The sequence below is a fragment of the Methylomonas sp. MK1 genome, assembly GCF_000365425.1.
GTDB lineage: Bacteria > Pseudomonadota > Gammaproteobacteria > Methylococcales > Methylomonadaceae > Methylomonas.
On the sequence record NZ_AQOV01000001.1, the window covers coordinates 1,961,079 to 1,978,079 of the forward strand.

Here is a 17,001-nt window from a genome sequence, read left to right on the forward strand (position 1 = left end):
TCGACATTACCAAATATCACTGAACAGGCAAATGACATGACCCGAATCATCATTATTTTTATAATATTTTTCAACGTCACGTCTTGCTCCAGCGACTCAAGGCTTGAACCTCGCGTCACACAGCAATCATCCGACACCCGACCGGCAGCAACGAAAAGCAGCAAAACCCCCGAGCCGCCGGAAACCGGCGAGCCCGCCATGCATGCGATTCAAAATAATCGCTTGCAACAAGTGATGCAGCAAATCAACGAACTGGTTTACGCCCAACTAAGCAGCGAAATCAATTTAGGTGAGCAACGTGAGTTGAAAACTGCCGAAATCGCCAGAATCGCCAACGAGCTGGCCGCCAGCGAAAAATCCATTGTAGAAACGCTACCCTCACTAAATCTAAAACCCGACGAACAAACCACCTTTCTTGCTTTGGCGGACAAACTGCGCGTGAGCGCCGAGCATATGCAAGACTTGGCCAGTGAAAACCAATTGCGAGAAATTCCGGCAACATTGGACACCATCACCAACACCTGCATCTCCTGTCATGTGTTGTTTAGAAAGAGCCGGAGTTTGTTAGAAAAATGCAAAGACCCCCGATACACTTGCTAAGAAGCTTTCGACGCTTGGCCGGCCTTTAATTCACTTAACAATCGATGGTTTTTAATCGCGCCATGAACCACAACTTCACGCTGCTCGCCTGTTTAGCCGTTTTCAGTCCGATATTAAACCCCATTAGAGCTTTCGCAGCCGACGGCCATGCCGACCCGCATTGGACTTACGAGGAACAAGAACGCTGGGGCGAATTAAAGGACCAACTCTACAGACCGCCTTTTCCGTACGCAGAATGCGGTATCGGCCAAAAACAATCGCCGGTAAACATCGAAGCGGGCAACACCGTAAAAGTCGAAAAGATTGACGAGCTACAACCCAATTACATGGAAATCCCGCTGAGTCTGACCAACAACGGTCATACCATCAGAGCCAACACCAGCAAAGGCAAGTTAAACTTCGGCAATAACGAATACGATTTGCTGCAATTTCATTTTCATGCACCCAGCGAGCACTTGCTGAATGGTATGACCTACCCTCTGGAGATTCATTTTGTCAACGGTACTGCCGACGGCAGGATGGCAGTGCTGGGCGTACTGGTCAAAGCCGGCGCACACAACCCGGCATTCCAGGAAATTCTTGAACAATCGCCCAAGCAGATCGGGGATACTGCCAATCCGCCGCAGATGATCCGCCCCGCGCGCTTACTGCCTGAACATACTCAACATTTCTATACCTATGCCGGCTCGTTAACCACCCCGCCCTGCAGCGAAGGCGTGCAATGGTTTGTTCTCCAGGACATCTTGGAAGTATCCGAACAACAGATAAGAGATTTCAGCAGCAAGTTCTATCATGACAATGCTCGCGCCGAACAAAAACTAAACGGTCGGGTATTGGACGTTCATTAAAACTAGCATGCCCCATGAGAACTAACAACAACGACCTATCCCTACACATTTTGCCGAATTCGGCCACGATGGTAGGTGTTTGTATTATGGTCATCAGCATCGTGAAAGGTCAGCCTTCAGATATGGTTGGCTATGTTATCGACAAGGCGCTGGCGATAGACAGTTTGCTATTCACCATCAGCGCACTACTATCGTTTTTATCGATTCGGCTGGAGCGGTCAACAATAGGGTTGGAACGCTGGGCGGAAGTGCTTTTTATAATTGGGCTGGTGTCGATGACAGCCATTGCCGTCATTTTTTCCTTTGAAATTGTTTGATCTATTTTGACTACCAATCCGCGAACATTGGCCCCTTTTGAAAGAGCTATTTAACGTGATTTTAATGTGGAATTAACATTGAGTTCATGACCGACCGATAAATTAGACCTCTCTAATTAATCTAAAGGCGTATGGAATATGAAAACGATAAAAAGCTTGTCAATAAATCTATTGGCAATTATCTCGGTGTTGTCCTCAATACCATCGGTTGAAGCGGCAACAAACGTCCAAATCGGCCCAAGCGGAAAAACCTTTGCATCATCCATGGTTCAGTGCGCCGTAAACCCAGCCACCGGCTTGCAGGCCGCAACCGTGCAAACCGGCTTATTCAACCCAAAACCGAAAGATAAGGCCACGATCACTCTCAATGGAGGAGCTATAGCCAAGGTTAGTGCCGCGCAATCCTCCGCCAACGTCTGGCTTTATGACGGCAATAACACTGTAGTGGTCGCGCTGTCCGCCAGAACAGCCGACACTTACACTTTTACCGTACAACCGGGCTTCTGCAATTTACCGGATACGTCAGGTAACACGTTCAGCGCCGACAGCACCCTAGAATACGCCGCCAGCGGTAAATCCTATACTCTTACGACCCCTGGCTGCGCCTTGAATCCCGCCACCGGCAATACTCAGTTTTTTGTCAACCTGTTCGATAACGGTAGCTATTTGCTGAATGTATCAATCAACGGCACGCCGTTAACTCAATTGAACGGAACCACCCGAAAATCAGTGCCTATCTTTCTGGGCGCGGGTTTAAACGTAATTTCGGCCGCCAATGGCACACTGTCCACCGACTACTACGTTAGAGACGGCGGAAACGGCACTTGCACCTTACCGTAAATCGGAATTCGAATTTACGGCGAGAATTAATTATCTCTCGATTCGCTGCCAAGGATTGGCGGCATTTTTTAAAGCTAAAAATTCCGACTACCCGGCGAGCGCGTAATCCGCTTAGCCTCCCCCAAATGCCCGCTGCCGAGTGCGCCTGACCACACAGCAACAGTTCCGCCATAAAATCCAGCAAACGTTCAACACGACTTGCTCCCGCCACCCGGAATGCTTGCCTGAACGGCTGGGCTTTTCCGGCCAACCCCCGAAAACTACTGGTTCAAATAAACCAACACTACTCTAAACAACCACTACTCAGCCTAAACCAGATGACCAATAAGGTTTAAATAAACCGAATTTTGGCGCTTTCCAGGCATCCAGACACCTTGGCAAACAAATTGCCTTTAGAGGTTACCAACCTCATTCAACGGTGCGACTGCGGTGATAAACAATGCGAAATAAACGTTTCATCAATATAGCGGCGCTCGGCTTGCTGGGTTCTGTGATGGCTTTTCAGGCTCAAGCACAAACCGTCCCCTTGTCCATCGACGAGGCACTGGCGATTTTTTACCAGCGCAATCTGGACCTGATCGCCGCCCAATACAATATCGACCAATCCCGCGCCGACGCCGTTATCGCGGCAGCCATCCCCAATCCGACCTTGGGGGTACAAATTTCGGAAATCAGCAACCGACCCAACATCGGCTCGAACGCCAGCGGCTGCAATCACGATCCCAATGTATCCTGCGGTCCGGCGGAGTATTTCTCCTTCAGCCAATTAGTCGAAGTGGCAGGAAAGCGCGGCCTGCGCATCGAAAGCAGCGGTTTTGCCACCCAGGCGGCGGAAAGCGATTTTCGGGATGCGGTGCGCATCTTTTCCAATCTGGTCAGAGACGCCTATTACGACCTGCTGTTAGCGCAAAAGAATCGTTGGCTGGCGCAGGAAATTGTCGATCATTACCAAACTATCACCAAAGCCAATCAACTCAGAATGAACAGCGGCGATATCGCCGAATCCGATTTTCTGCGGGTAAAAATGGAAGCCTTGCGCGCCCAATCGGATTTAGATACAGCGCAATCCTCAGAGGAACAGGCGCAGGCCGGTTTGGCGGTGATCTTACGCTGGCCGAAAGACGGCCTGGCATTTGAAGCCAAAGAACAATGGCCTGAGATCAAAGACCTTGGGCAGAACGGCTCGATTGATGCCTTAATGCAGACTGCCTTACAGCAGCGCCCGGATTTACTGGCCGATAAACAACGGGCCGCCCAAGCCGAAAAAGAACTGGAATTGGCCAGGCGCCTGAAATACCCGGATGTTACGGTCAATGCCGGCTATGCACGTGATCCCAGCAACAATGCGCTGAATTCGTTTTTTGTGGGCGTGAGCGTACCGGTACCGCTGTTCGATCAGTACCAAGGCCAATCCGACAAAGCGGCGGTGTCTTTAAACCAGAACCAACTGGCGGTGGAACAAACCGAGTTGCGCATTCGTAACGAGATCACCACGGCCTTAGCGACCTGGCAAAGCGCGGACAAAATCGTACAACGTTTTCAAAGCGGCTTGCTGGACGATGCGCGGGCGGTACGCAACAGCGCTGAACTCGCCTACAGCAAGGGCGCCACCAGCGTCTTGGACTTTATCGAGGCACAACGCAGCTACAAAAGCGTGATGCGCGATTACAGCCAGGCCCTCATCAGCCGCGCCAATGCTTATTACGATCTGGCCAAGGCGCTGGGCGAGGACCTGGGAAATAACAGCGTCGCCAACGACCAGGCCAGCGAACGCGCACAGACGCACATTCAATAGCAGATTGGAACAAATTATGGACATCAAAAACCCCATGAAATCGTTGCTCAAACTCACATCGGTTTCCTGCTTGCTGCTGGCTATGGGCATACTGACAGCTTGTTCCGATGGCGCCGACCATGCGCCTAAACCGCCAAAGCCGGCCATTCCGGTCGGTGAAGTCGTCCTGGCGCCGGACTCACCGAAAAAAGCCTACGTCAAAACCGCCAAACTAAGTCTGGCTCAACATCCTTTACTGGAACCTCTGGCCGGTAAAATCGTATACGACGAGAGTTTGACCTCGCGCATTAGTTCGCCAGTGGCCGGGCGAGTGATTAGCAAGCCAGTCGCCTTGGGTACAGCCGTTCAAGCCGGATCAACCTTGTTGGAACTGGACAGTCCCGATGTCGCCGATGCCGAAGCCGATTTTGCCAAGGCCCAAGCCGCTGCCACCTTGGCCGGGCACAGCTTGACGCGCCAGCAAGAGTTATTCGCCGGCAAAGCGATTTCCCGCAAAGAATTGGAACAAGCGCAAAGCGACTTAAGCAGCGCCCGCAGCGACCTGCAACGCGCGACAGACCGCCTAAAAAACCTGCACTTGTCGGCCCGGCAAGCCGACGGCCGCTTTGCACTGCGCGCGCCGCTTGCCGGGGTGGTGGTGGAACGCAATGTCAATCCGGGCTTGGAAGTCAGGCCGGATTTTGACAAGCCCTTGTACGTGGTCACCGATCTGCAACATCTAACGGTGTTAATGGAGGTATTTGAAATCAATATCGGCAAAATCAAATTGGGCCAGAAGGTAGCCGTAACCGTACCCGCCTACCCCGGCGAAATATTTCCAGCGACGGTGGAATACATCGGGCAAGTACTCGATGAAACCACGCGCACCGTGCAGGTGCGCTGCAAGCTCGATAATCCGGAGGGTCGGCTGATGCCGGGGATGTACACCACCATCACGGTAGAAAGCGCAGCCGATGATTTGGCTTTCGTGATTCCACTAACCGCCGTGTTTACCGAAGGCGACGCCGATTATGTGTTTATTGCGTTAGACGACAATCGTTACCGACAACGCCGCGTCGATATAGGTTTGCGTTTGAAAGACCAGGCGGTGGTCACCCAAGGACTGGACGCCAACGAAATGCTGGTGACCGCAGGGGCGTTAATGCTGCGCGCCGAAGAAGAAGTCGAAACCGAAAGCACCCACCAACCCTAACGCCTTACCCAGGACACTGACATGATCGAGCGTCTTATCGCGTTTTGTCTACAACAACGGCTGATGGTCATCGGCGTCACCCTGGCCATCGCCGTATCGGGCATCATCGCCTTTGAAAATCTCCCGGTGCAGGCCTTCCCCGACGTGCAAAACGTTTTTGTGCAGGTGGTTACCCAATTTCCCGGCCAGGCACCGGAAGAGGTGGAAAAGCAAATCTCCCTGCCCATTGAGCGGGAAATGAACGGCTTGCCGCATTTGCTGAATATGCGCTCGGTATCGATTTTCGGCCTGTCGGTGGTAACGCTGACCTTCGATGACACAGCCGAGGATTATTTCTCCCGGCAACAAGTGCTGGAGCGCCTGCAATATGCCGACCTTCCCGACGATACCAAACCACAATTGGGGCCTTTATCGACGGGTGTCGGCGAAATCTTGCGTTACGTGATCGATGCGAAAAATCTACCTCTGGTCGAGCAGCGCGCCTTGCAGGATTGGATCATCGAACCCCGGCTGCGCTCAGTGCAAGGGGTTGCCGATGTCGTCGGTTTCGGCGGCGGGGTAAAGGAATATAAAGTCGCCGCCAAACCTGACCGCTTAAAAAATTATCGCGTCGATCTCAATCAAGTGTTCGCAGCCATCGCCGCCAACAACACCAATACCGGCGGCGGCTATATCGAACACGGCGATGAGGCCTTGGTGATGCGCGGTACCGGCTTGTTGAAATCAGCTGACGAAATAGGCGAAATCGTCGTCGCTACCAACGACGGAGTGCCGGTGCGCATCAAAGATGTGGCGGATATCAACGTCGGGCCGCAACCACGCAATGGCATGGTCGGCATGAATCAGCGCGATGATGTCGTCGAAGGCATCGTGTTATTGATCAAGGGCCGCGATGCGGTGAATGTGCTGGATGGCGTTAAACAGAAGATCAAGGAACTCAACGACTTCGGCCTGCCGCCCGGCGTCAAAATCACTCCTTTCTATGATAGAACCGAACTGGTGGGTCACACCATTCATACCGTCGAACATAACATGATCGAAGGCGCGATCTTGATCCTGATTATTTTGTTGGTGTTTTTACGGCGCTTTGTCGCAGCCTTGCTGGTGACCTTGATCATCCCTTTGTCTCTGTTGTTCGCATTCATCCTGGTGGATCTCGGCGGCATCTCCGCCAATCTCATTTCGCTAGGCGCCATCGACTTCGGCATCATCGTCGATGGCGCGGTAGTACTGGTGGAAGCCGTGATGGTGCAAGTGACGCTGGATTTGCAACGTAATGCCGACATCCGGCATTTGCGGCAATCGCTACTCACCACGGCCACCGAAATGGGCCGCCCCATCCTGTTTTCCAAAGCCATTATCATCATCGCCTTTTTGCCGATTTTTACCTTCCAGCGCGTGGAGGCCAAAATCTTTTCGCCGATGGCCTACACCCTGAGTTTTGCCTTGGTAGCCTCCATGCTGTTCAGTCTGACCTTCGTACCGGCGATGCTGACCTATCTGTTGGGTCCGAAACTGGCTGAGCAACACAATCCGCTGGTGCACGCGATGGAAACTCGTTACCGTCAGTTGCTGGAATGGGTATTGCGCCATGCGCGGGCGGTATTTATCACCGCCATCACCGCCTTGGTGTTGAGCTTTATGTCGGTAAAACTGATCGGCACCGAATTCATGCCCAAACTCGACGAAGGTAATATTTGGCTAACCATCACCCTGCCAACGCCGGTGTCGTTGACCACAGCCAAACAACTAGAGCGGCAGGTGCGTGAAACCCTGGAGACCTTTCCAGAGGCCAAAACCATCATCACCCAATTGGGCCGACCAGAAGACGGCACCGACCCCAAAGGCTTTAATAACCTGGAGGTGCTGATCGACCTGAACCCAAAAGATACTTGGCGTTACCCACGCAAAGACGATTTGGTGCAGGCGATGGACAAGGCGTTGGCCATTTTTCCGGGCATACTCACCAACTTTTCGCAGGTGATTCAGGACAACGTCGAAGAAGCCATTTCCGGCGTGAAAGGCGAAATCGCCATCAAAATCTTCGGCAGCGATTTGCAAACCTTGCAGGACAGAGCCGATCAAGTCACGCATATTCTAGCCGGCATTCAAGGCGCCACCGATGTCGCCGCCGAACAGCAAGCCGGCCTAGCGCAAGTCATCGTCGATATCGACCGGGCCAAGGTGTCGCGCTACGGTATCAATGTCGCCGACGTGGAGCGGGTGATGGAAATCGGCATGGGCGGCAAAGCGGCTTCGCAATTTCTGGAAGGCGAACGCCGTTTCGACATCACCCTGCGTTACGAAGACAGCGCCCGTAATTCGGTAGCCAATCTGGAAAATTTGACCGTACAAACGCCAAGCGGCCAGCGCATTCCACTATCCGAACTGGCTACGATCAAAATTAATCAGGGCGCGTCGCGTATCAGCCGCGAAGACAATATGCGGCGGATTGCCATCAAATGTAATCTGATCGACCGCGACCAGGGCAGCTTCGTCGCCGAAGCTCAACAAAAAGTGGCAGCGCAAGTTGATTTACCGCCCGGCTATAACATCGTCTGGAGCGGCCAATTCGAGAATCAGCAGCGGGCGATGAAACGCTTGTCTGTGATCGTACCGATCAGTCTCGGACTCATTTTCGTGTTGCTGTTCTGGGCGTTCATGTCGATCAAAAATGCCTTATTGATCGTCATGAACGTGCCGTTCGCCATGATCGGAGGCTTGCTGATTTTATTAGCGACCGGCATCAACCTGAGCGTCTCTGCCGCGGTGGGCTTCATTGCCCTATTTGGGATTGCCGTGCAGAATGGCGTCATTCTAGTCTCACAATTAAACAAACTGCGCCGGGATGGCCAAAAACTGCATGACGCGATAGTCAATGGCTCCGTAAGCCGCTTACGACCGGTGGTGATGACCGCCTTAATGGCCATGCTGGGCTTATGTCCGGCCGCGTTATCGACCAGCGTCGGTTCGGAAACTGCCAAGCCGTTCGCCATCGTCATTATCGGTGGTTTGATCACCGCCACCATTTTGACCTTGACCCTGCTACCCGCGCTATATCGCTACTTTGCCGAACCTGACGAGCTATAGAGGACCACCATGAAAGAAATTCGCGCCTACGTGCAACCGCACAAGCTCAGCCAGATCACCATGGCCTTGATGGAGATACCGGGCTTTCCTGGGATGTCGATCGTGGATTGCGAAGGCTTCGGTCGCGAGCGGACGGAGCACAGCCAAGACTACAAGCCGTTTCTCGTGAAAAAGCGCCTGGAGATTTTCGCGCCGGACGACTTAGTGGAGATTATTTTCGAGACCATCATGCGTAGCGCCCACAGTGGGCATCATGGCGACGGCAAGGTGTACATCCTGGACGCGCTGGAAGGCGGCCGCGTCAGCAGCGGCGAGCGGGACAAGGATTTAGGCTGAACCCTATGTGCCATCTATCTCTCCCGACATGTTCCTACGGCGCGCTGTTGGCGCTAACACTTAGTTTTGCCAACGCTGAAGCCACGGAACACCCATCTGATGGGGAAGACGCTAACTTTTCGTTTATGCAATTGCTGGCCGACCACGCTCTGCACGATACGGTCGACGAGCGCTGGAATGCTTATGGCCAAGCCACTTATATTTCCAGCTGGAAACCGGCCGTCCCGGCTCAATACACCAACCTAAATGGTACGCCGCATTCGTTGTTGCCGAATGCCGAGCGCAGTTTCACCGGCACAGTCACGGCGTATTTCGGCTTGAAAGCCTGGCAAGGCGGTGAAATTTATCTAGCGCCGGAGATGATTTCCGAACTGCCCTTGTCGGACTTAAAAGGTCTCGGCGGCAGCATCCAAAACTTTGAATTGCAAAAATCCGGTTCGGTCAGCGCGACTTGGTATAAATCGCGTTTCTATTTAAAACAGACTTTCAATCTGGGTGGCGACAGCCATTCGGTGAGCTCCGGGCCCATGCAATTGGCCGGCAGTTTTAATAGCCAGCGCCTGGTCATTACCGGCGGCAACCTCAGTGTCCTGGATATTTTCGATAAAAACAGCTATGCCGCCGATTTGCGCCAGCAGTTTCTAAACATGGCCTTTCTAACCAATGCCGCATACGATTTTGCCGCCGATGCCCGAGGTTACAGTGTAGGCTTGGCGGCAGAATATTATTTTGACGACTGGACCTTCCGCCTGGGCCGCTTCGCTACCCCGCAAAACCCCAATGACTTGCCGCTGGATTTTCGGCTGTTCAAATATTACGGTGATCAAATGGAAATCGAACATCGGCATAGCCTGTTTAAACAACCCGGCGCAGTCAGGGTGCTGGCCTATCGAAACCGGGAACGAATGGGACGCTGGGACGACGCCATCGCCGCCTACCAAACCAATCCGGCGCAAAACGCCGCCAATTGCTTAAGTTTCAACTATGACTCTGAGAACAGCGGCGCTCCCGATCTATGTTGGGTGCGTCGAGCCAACGTCAAAATGGGTATAGGCATTAATCTGGAACAACAGTTATTCGACGGCGTCGGGGTGTTTTTGCGCGGTATGTATAGCGACGGCAAAACCGAAGTGTATTCCTATACCTCGGCGGATCGCTCGCTATCGTTTGGCACGTTAATCGGCGGCGATAGTTGGGGCCGACATTACGACGCACTGGGGGTGGCCTATGCCACGAGCTGGATTTCCGCGGGCCATGCCGAGTATTTACGCCTGGGCGGGGTGGACGGTTTTATCGGCGACGGCAATCTGCGTTACCGGCCAGAACAAGTAGTGGATATTTATTACAAACTGCGCTTGCTGCCGTCCGCCTGGATGACGCTTGATTACCAGCACATCGCCAACCCCGCTTACAACGCGGATCGCGGACCTGTCGATGTGTATGGTGTCAGGGCGCATTTTGAGTTTTAGTCGAGCCCGCTCACACAGTCCGCCCCGGAGAAATAGTCATGCCTAAAACAAACACAACAGAGATTCATTGGTTGCCCGATGTCGAAGAACATGATTACCCGGCAGCCGGCTCTTATCTCAGCATTCTTTACAGCGACGACAAGGTAGCCGAGATGATAGCCCGATTAAGAGGCGCTGCCGTGGTGCAATTCAAGGCCAAGGACCTCTTCAGGGCTTCACAGCTGTCATTATTGGGCGTCAGCAATTCGCACGTAGAGAAGGATATAAAGAAGATCCGGAAACAGAAAAGTCTTTCCCCTTTACTACTGGTCCGAGATTCACAAAATGGCAAAGTGATCATTGCCGATGGCTACCACCGTTTGTGCGCCATTTACGAGTTTAATGAGGATGCATTGATCAGTTGCAAGATTATATAAGCCTGATTAGCTCAATTAGTCGATAAACCAAGAGATCCGGCTACCTCAAATGTGAGGCAACAATTTTAATGAAGCGCATATTGCAGATGAGCCGAGTATTTTTACTGGTCTTCTTTTTCTCCGTTTGGATTTGGTTAAGACCGATGTCGGGAAATTTTCTGAATTACCTAATCTGGAAAGCGACAACCAGCACCCAAACGGTCAGTGGCGACATTGAAAATCAGGGCGCCCAAATTCGTTATGTCGCTTACGGTCAGGGCGAGCCCATCCTGTTACTGCATGGCGGCTTGAGTAATAAACTCAGCTGGTTTTCGCAGATACCGTGGCTAGTAGAATCGGGGCGACGTGTAATACTGATCGATACGCGTGGCCACGGCGAGTCGACACCCGGCCATTCTGCGCTGACATATCAGGTTTTTGCGGAAGACACCTTGTTGGTGTTGGACCGACTCGGTATTCAACGTACCAATATTGTTGGCTGGAGCGATGGCGGCATTATTGCGCTGATATTGGGTCTGGAGTCCCCGCAACGCGTGGGGAAAATCATCGCGATAAGCGCCAATTTCCACCCCTCTGGTGTAATCCAGGCATCCGACAACTCTCAAGTTGATGCAATAAGCCCACCGCAACATAAGTTACTCGATTGGCTACGAGGCTGGTGGTCTGGCGCGGGAGAAAACCACCCGGCTCTGGAAGCGGAGATTAAAGCCCTGTGGCGCGTGGCACCGCAACTCAAGCATACAGATTTGCAGGAAATTACCGCGCCGACCTTAGTCATCGCCGGCGAAAACGACATTATCGATCTCCCACACTCTGGCGAATTGGCGCAAATGTTGGCAAGAGCAAAAATAGAAATTGTCTTGGGCGCGGGCCATGCGGCACCGGTTACTCACGCACGCCAGGTTAACCAGTTAATTGCATCATTCTTGGACTTAAACCAATGATGCACTATGCCTTAAGCGCTTTTTACTGGGTCAGACTATGAAAATCAAAAGAGTACTCTTGGTGTTTCTGACTTTAGGTCTCATGTCGGCAGGTGTCTGGCTAAGTGTTCAAAAAAGTCCGCTGCCTGTAGAAAAACAGCTCACTACCGAAGGTTTCGGGGATATCAATGTCGCCGAACCCCTTTGGAACTCTCACGGTATGGGAATAGTGTTTGTCGATAGCCAAAAGTATCCCCCAAGAGCCTTGGCACAGCGACTGGCGGCAACCGGCGTAACTGCGGCCGTCATTGATACCGCCACGATCTTTAAACGATTTCATGTTGAAAATAAGGAATGCCTGGATGGCCACTTTATCGCCACTTCCATTAGTAGTTTGATAAAACAGCTGCCTCGCCCAGCGATTAACCGACTAATAGTTGCGGGGGTTGCCGAAGCGGCATTGTTACCGTTTCTGAATGCTCAAGACCCTATCGGGAACGAAACCATCAATCTTTCTATCGGTTTTTCGGTGGTGTTACCGGCTGATATAGACTTATGCCCACCATTAAGCAGCTCGCAGAAGAATCAGCAACGCTTGCTGATTTCCGCGCCAGCCCCCAAAGGCAACTGGAGATCGGTGTGGACCGATCAACCATCTGACGAAACCGCAGTGTTTATCCGGACATTAGGCGATGTCGATACCCGAATTGCCGCTTACGACACACCGTTGGACAACTTATTGATCGAGGCAGTCAAATCAGCGATTGGTCAAAGCAGTCAGGCGTCCCCACCAATGCCGGTGGTGGAAGTGCCTGCCGCCAAAGCCAGCGATACGGTGACGCTGTTCTATTCCGGTGACGGCGGCTGGCGCGACCTCGATAGAACTGTCGCCGGCGAGATGGCGGCGCAAAATTATCCGGTAGTCGGTGTCGATGTCTTACGCTATTTCTGGGAGCGTAAAACGCCAGAACAGGCCGCCGCCGATCTGGCCAGCACCATGGCGTACTATCGAAAAAACTGGGGCGTAAAGTCTTTTGTGCTGGCTGGATATTCGTTTGGCGCCGACATTTTGCCGCCCATATACAATCGCCTCTCCGCGCCCGATCAAAACAGCGTATCGCTGCTGGTATTGTTGGCATTGGCTGACCACGCCGATTTTGAAATCCACGTGACCGGCTGGCTCGGGCAAAGCGACGGGGAACACGCTTTGGCACCGGAACTGATAAAGCTGCCGAAACAGAAAATTTTGTGTATTTATGGCAAAGACGAAAAATCCGAGACCGCCTGTACGGCCTTGGCCAATAGCGATGCCCGCATTCTGGAACTGCCTGGTGGCCACCATTTCGACCAAGATTACCCCAAGCTGACCCGGCAAATTCTGGACGTTTACCAACAGCATGGTATCCACTGATTTCATCCCAACTTATATCAGCCCATGACTCGCAAAAGCCTAAGTCACTTCTTACAGTGGATCAGCCATTGGCTGCCGGTGGCCTTATTTGCCTGCGCGCTTTACATCGCTCATCGGCAGTTAGCCATGCACGATCTAAGCGACATTCTAACCACACTGAAAACCACACCGATGCTTATCATCGGTGCCGCTTTGCTACTGACCGTGATTAACTATCTGGTATTGGCCGGTTATGACTGGCTGGCATTACGTTTCACCGGGCATAGCCTAATTCCGCTAGGAAAGATGATCCCGGCGGCTTTATTAAGTTACGCGATTAGTAATAACACCGGCCATGCCTGGGCCTCTGGCGGCTCGATCCGCTATCGGTTTTACTCCGGGTGGGGCGTGCACGGCTGGGACATTTTAAAGATTTCCTTGTTTCAGACAGTGACCTATCTGCTGGGCGCGCTGACCTTGGGAATGGTGGGCAGCTTGATATTGCCTCGCTATTTATCCAGCACTATTCAAGAACCATCGGCCATTCATTGGGTCAGTCTGATTTGCGCGATTAGTTTGCTAGCCTATTGGGGTGGGGTTTTTCTATGGCGTAAGCCCTTATTGATTAAAGGTTTCGAATTACATCTGCCCTCACCCCGAATGGCATTTTGGCAAACCCTGGTTGCCAGTATCGACGTGGTGTTGTCGTCGCTCGTGTTGTGGGTGCTGTTGCTAAACCAGGTGGACATTGATTTCGGCGCATTCCTGGTGGTGTTCGTGGTGGCCCAGGTGATGGGCGTCATTAGCCAGGTTCCGGGCGGTATAGGTGTGTTTGAAAGCGCATTTCTGTGGCTGATGGCGGACGTTGAAGCAACGGATCAGCATCTGATTTTGATCAGCGCCTTGTTGTTGTATCGGGTCATTTACTACTTCGTCCCCCTGCTACTGGCGGGTGTAGGTTTGCTGAGCTACGAACTATACAGCCGAAGTAGCCTTCTAGCTGAAAGCAGTGAGTTGATCGGCAAGATTCTTAGTGCGATCTTGCCACCTCTTTACTCACTCCTGCTATTGGTAGCCGGCGGCCTCCTGATCGTTTCCGGCTCCATCCCCGCCAACTCAGAAGTCATGGATTGGTTACGCGATGCAATTTCATTGCCTATTGTGGAGTTTTCGCATCTGGCCGGTAGTTTAATCGGTTTACTGCTGCTGTTTTTGGCGCGAGGCATTTGGTTGCGGATTGATGCCGCGTGGTTCGGCAGCCTGATGCTGTTGGGACTGGGCATTATCGCCTCCTTGCTGAAAGGATTCGATTGGCCGGAAGCACTGGTCTTGGCAATGATCATGCTGTTGTTATTGCCAACACGCAATCACTTCCAACGTAGCTCGTCGCTGTTGCGCATGTCGTTTTCGGCCTCCTGGATAGCCACCGTGATAATGGTACTGGCCGGCTCAACCTGGCTAGGATTTTTCGCTCATCGTGATGTCGAATACGCCAATGAGTTATGGTGGCAGTTTTCCTACGAAGACGATGCACCTCGATTTCTGCGGGCCTTGTTATTGATCTCCGTGGTGAGCGTGTCTTATGGGCTGTCGCGTTTACTCAGCGTGGCTCCGCCAGAGGATTTGGAAAAACCGACGGCCGAGGAAATCGATGAAGTAAGGAATCTACTGACTCACTGCGATGATACCCACGGCTTTTTGGCGTTACTGGCGGACAAGTATCTGCTGTGGAACCCGCCACGCAACGCGTTCATTATGTATCAAACCACCGGCCAGTTCTGGATCGCAATGGGTGACCCCATCGGCGAACCGTCCGCCATTGAAGATCTGCTGTGGGAATTCCACGAACAGGCCAATCTACACGGTGCGAAAGCCGTGTTCTATCAAGTGGGTCCAAGCTTATTGCCTTACTATTTGGATTTAGGCATGTCCTTGTTCAAATTAGGCGAGGAAGCCCGGGTGGACCTGACTACTTTCAACTTGCAAGGCAAACAACGCGATTCTCAGCGTAGCGCCCGCAATAAATTTGGCAAAATGGACTATCGCTTCGAAATTCTCACGGGTGATGAAGTCACAGCCGCCCTGCCAATTCTGAAACATATTTCCGCTGCCTGGTTGGCGCACAAAAACACCCGCGAGAAAGGTTTTTCGCTAGGCTTTTTCGCTGAACCCTACATTCGACTTACCAATGTCGCGGTGATCAAAGACCCATCCGGTCAGATCCAAGCGTTTGCCAATCTCTGGCAAACCCACAATCGACAAGAGCTATCCATCGACCTGATGCGTTACGATCCGGAAAGCCCGAAAGGCATCATGGATTTTCTGTTCGCCGAACTGATGATGTGGGGCAAGGCAGAAAATTACCAATGGTTCTCGCTGGGGATGGCACCACTAGCCGGGCTGGAACGCCGTCCCTTGGCGCCGTTGTGGCATAAGATCGGCACCACCATTTTCGACTTGGGCGATCACTTTTACAATTTTGAAGGGCTTTACGAATACAAGGCTAAATTTGCCCCAACCTGGCAACCGCGCTACTTGGCGGCGCCGACCGGTATTTCGCTACCGTTTATTTTAATGATCATCACCCGCCTGATCTCCGGCGGTTGGCAAGGTATTTTTAGCAAGTAGTCATATAACAAATGTCCTTGCCCGTAGTCACAACCGGCCTGACACCCCAGAAACCAGAAACATCAAGGAGTCTCAATGCATTCATCTTGTCACAGACGCTACCTATGTATTTGCCTGCTATTGCTGGCAACGCCTATGTCTGCAGTTGCGCAACAGACTATGGAAATCGGTAAAGGTGAGCGCCTGTTGGTACTGGCTCCACACCCCGACGACGAAACACTGAGTTCTGCCGGCCTGATTCAGCAGGTATTACAACAGGGCGGCAGCGTGCGTTCGACGGTAGTGACGTCTGGCGATGCTTATGTCGGCGCGGTGATGCAGGACAGCGGCAAACGTAACCCATCGGCGGCAGACTATCTGGACTTTGGCGAAAAACGTCTGGAAGAATCGCGGCGCGCCGCCGAGGTTTTAGGCAAGGGCTTTGTGCATCTGGATTTATTGGGGTTCTCGGACGGCAGCATTTATTCAGCACTGGTGTCGCATTGGCGGCGTAATAATCCGATGCGCTCCGAATTCACCGGCTTTGACCACGTGCCTTACCGGGACGCCAAAGATCGCGGCTTTGCCCAAGACGGTCAGGATTTGCTGAACGAACTAGTCGCCATTCTGCAGGACACCAAACCCACGATCATCGCTTTTCCCGATGTGATGGAAAACGACTCCGACCACGCCGGACTGGGCATGTTTACCTTGCTTGCAGTACATAAATGGCTGCTACAAAATCCCGTTCACCGCGCGCAACCGAAATTACTCGCCTATTTGATTCACTGGCAGCACGGCTGGCCGACCGGTTCCAACTGGGGCATGCCGCAGGACTGGAGCGACCAGCCGCTATTATTGCCCGCTGATTTGCCGCTGCGCGGCCATAGCCGGGCTTGCGTCAATCTGTCGTCCGTGCAAATCAACTTGAAGCGGGCTGCGCTGGCCGAGTACAAAACCCAACAACGCATCATGGGCGATTTTCTGTCGGCCTTTGTGCGCAGCAGCGAGTGTTTCACCCTGCTCAAGCCCGAGGACGGCAACCGTATCGAACAGGTTCTGGCGCATTGGCGGCAGGTGCGCAAGACATTTGATAATCATCCCTTGAGTCGGCGTAAAATTTGACCGGATATGCACCCCACAACGCGGTACTTGGCTTGGCCGTCAACAACGAGAGA

Annotated in this window: 14 protein-coding genes; all 14 read left to right on the plus strand. The window is 52.6% G+C overall.

Going from position 1 to position 17,001, the window contains the following annotated elements:
• Positions 1 to 36 precede the first annotated feature (36 nt).
• The gene (locus tag G006_RS0109240) at positions 37 to 600 is read left to right on the plus strand and encodes a hypothetical protein (RefSeq protein WP_020482901.1); all 564 of its coding nucleotides are present in this window, start codon (positions 37 to 39) and stop codon (positions 598 to 600) included.
• A 62-nt stretch (positions 601 to 662) separates the two neighbouring features.
• Positions 663 to 1,448, plus strand: a complete 786-nt coding sequence (locus tag G006_RS0109245) for a carbonic anhydrase (RefSeq protein ID WP_026146937.1) — start codon at positions 663 to 665, stop codon at positions 1,446 to 1,448.
• An 86-nt stretch (positions 1,449 to 1,534) separates the two neighbouring features.
• Positions 1,535 to 1,765, plus strand: a complete 231-nt coding sequence (locus tag G006_RS0109250) for a hypothetical protein (RefSeq protein WP_020482903.1) — start codon at positions 1,535 to 1,537, stop codon at positions 1,763 to 1,765.
• 138 nt (positions 1,766 to 1,903) lie between these two features.
• Positions 1,904 to 2,605 (plus strand): hypothetical protein, encoded by a 702-nt coding sequence (locus tag G006_RS0109260; protein ID WP_033193918.1) that lies wholly within the window; start codon positions 1,904 to 1,906, stop codon positions 2,603 to 2,605.
• Between the two features lie 439 nt (positions 2,606 to 3,044).
• Positions 3,045 to 4,400, plus strand: coding sequence for a TolC family protein (locus G006_RS0109265; RefSeq protein WP_020482906.1), 1,356 nt, complete (start codon positions 3,045 to 3,047; stop codon positions 4,398 to 4,400).
• A 16-nt stretch (positions 4,401 to 4,416) separates the two neighbouring features.
• Positions 4,417 to 5,592 (plus strand): efflux RND transporter periplasmic adaptor subunit, encoded by a 1,176-nt coding sequence (locus tag G006_RS0109270; protein ID WP_020482907.1) that lies wholly within the window; start codon positions 4,417 to 4,419, stop codon positions 5,590 to 5,592.
• 21 nt (positions 5,593 to 5,613) lie between these two features.
• A complete protein-coding gene (locus tag G006_RS0109275) occupies positions 5,614 to 8,682 on the plus strand; it encodes an efflux RND transporter permease subunit (protein WP_020482908.1) in 3,069 nt (1,022 codons plus the stop codon).
• Between the two features lie 9 nt (positions 8,683 to 8,691).
• Positions 8,692 to 9,018: a P-II family nitrogen regulator gene (locus G006_RS0109280; protein WP_020482909.1), complete on the plus strand. Its 327-nt coding sequence runs from the start codon at positions 8,692 to 8,694 to the stop codon at positions 9,016 to 9,018.
• A 5-nt stretch (positions 9,019 to 9,023) separates the two neighbouring features.
• A complete protein-coding gene (locus G006_RS0109285) occupies positions 9,024 to 10,487 on the plus strand; it encodes a carbohydrate porin (protein WP_152428836.1) in 1,464 nt (487 codons plus the stop codon).
• Positions 10,488 to 10,525: 38 nt separating this feature from the next.
• Entirely contained in the window at positions 10,526 to 10,903 is a 378-nt protein-coding gene (locus G006_RS0109290; protein WP_020482911.1) for a hypothetical protein, read from the plus strand.
• Between the two features lie 68 nt (positions 10,904 to 10,971).
• Positions 10,972 to 11,847, plus strand: coding sequence for an alpha/beta fold hydrolase (locus tag G006_RS0109295; protein WP_020482912.1), 876 nt, complete (start codon positions 10,972 to 10,974; stop codon positions 11,845 to 11,847).
• Positions 11,848 to 11,884: 37 nt separating this feature from the next.
• A complete protein-coding gene (locus tag G006_RS0109300; protein WP_020482913.1) occupies positions 11,885 to 13,237 on the plus strand; it encodes a virulence factor family protein in 1,353 nt (450 codons plus the stop codon).
• Between the two features lie 24 nt (positions 13,238 to 13,261).
• A complete protein-coding gene (gene mprF / locus G006_RS0109305; RefSeq protein WP_020482914.1) occupies positions 13,262 to 15,844 on the plus strand; it encodes a bifunctional lysylphosphatidylglycerol flippase/synthetase MprF in 2,583 nt (860 codons plus the stop codon).
• A 135-nt stretch (positions 15,845 to 15,979) separates the two neighbouring features.
• Complete coding sequence (locus G006_RS0109310) at positions 15,980 to 16,948, plus strand: PIG-L deacetylase family protein (protein ID WP_020482915.1); 969 nt, start codon at positions 15,980 to 15,982, stop codon at positions 16,946 to 16,948.
• Positions 16,949 to 17,001: the final 53 nt, after the last annotated feature.

Bases quoted from the DNA above. Each gene is read 5' to 3' on its own strand.
- G006_RS0109285 (WP_152428836.1), top strand. From the start codon at position 9,024: ATGTGCCATCTATCTCTCCCGACATGTTCCTACGGCGCGCTGTTGGCG.
- G006_RS0109295 (WP_020482912.1), top strand. From the start codon at position 10,972: ATGAAGCGCATATTGCAGATGAGCCGAGTATTTTTACTGGTCTTCTTT.
- mprF (WP_020482914.1), top strand. From the start codon at position 13,262: ATGACTCGCAAAAGCCTAAGTCACTTCTTACAGTGGATCAGCCATTGG.
- G006_RS0109250 (WP_020482903.1), top strand. From the start codon at position 1,535: ATGGTCATCAGCATCGTGAAAGGTCAGCCTTCAGATATGGTTGGCTAT.
- G006_RS0109265 (WP_020482906.1), top strand. From the start codon at position 3,045: ATGCGAAATAAACGTTTCATCAATATAGCGGCGCTCGGCTTGCTGGGT.
- G006_RS0109300 (WP_020482913.1), top strand. From the start codon at position 11,885: ATGAAAATCAAAAGAGTACTCTTGGTGTTTCTGACTTTAGGTCTCATG.
- G006_RS0109290 (WP_020482911.1), top strand. From the start codon at position 10,526: ATGCCTAAAACAAACACAACAGAGATTCATTGGTTGCCCGATGTCGAA.
- G006_RS0109280 (WP_020482909.1), top strand. From the start codon at position 8,692: ATGAAAGAAATTCGCGCCTACGTGCAACCGCACAAGCTCAGCCAGATC.
- G006_RS0109270 (WP_020482907.1), top strand. From the start codon at position 4,417: ATGGACATCAAAAACCCCATGAAATCGTTGCTCAAACTCACATCGGTT.
- G006_RS0109260 (WP_033193918.1), top strand. From the start codon at position 1,904: ATGAAAACGATAAAAAGCTTGTCAATAAATCTATTGGCAATTATCTCG.
- G006_RS0109275 (WP_020482908.1), top strand. From the start codon at position 5,614: ATGATCGAGCGTCTTATCGCGTTTTGTCTACAACAACGGCTGATGGTC.
- G006_RS0109240 (WP_020482901.1), top strand. From the start codon at position 37: ATGACCCGAATCATCATTATTTTTATAATATTTTTCAACGTCACGTCT.
- G006_RS0109310 (WP_020482915.1), top strand. From the start codon at position 15,980: ATGTCTGCAGTTGCGCAACAGACTATGGAAATCGGTAAAGGTGAGCGC.
- G006_RS0109245 (WP_026146937.1), top strand. From the start codon at position 663: ATGAACCACAACTTCACGCTGCTCGCCTGTTTAGCCGTTTTCAGTCCG.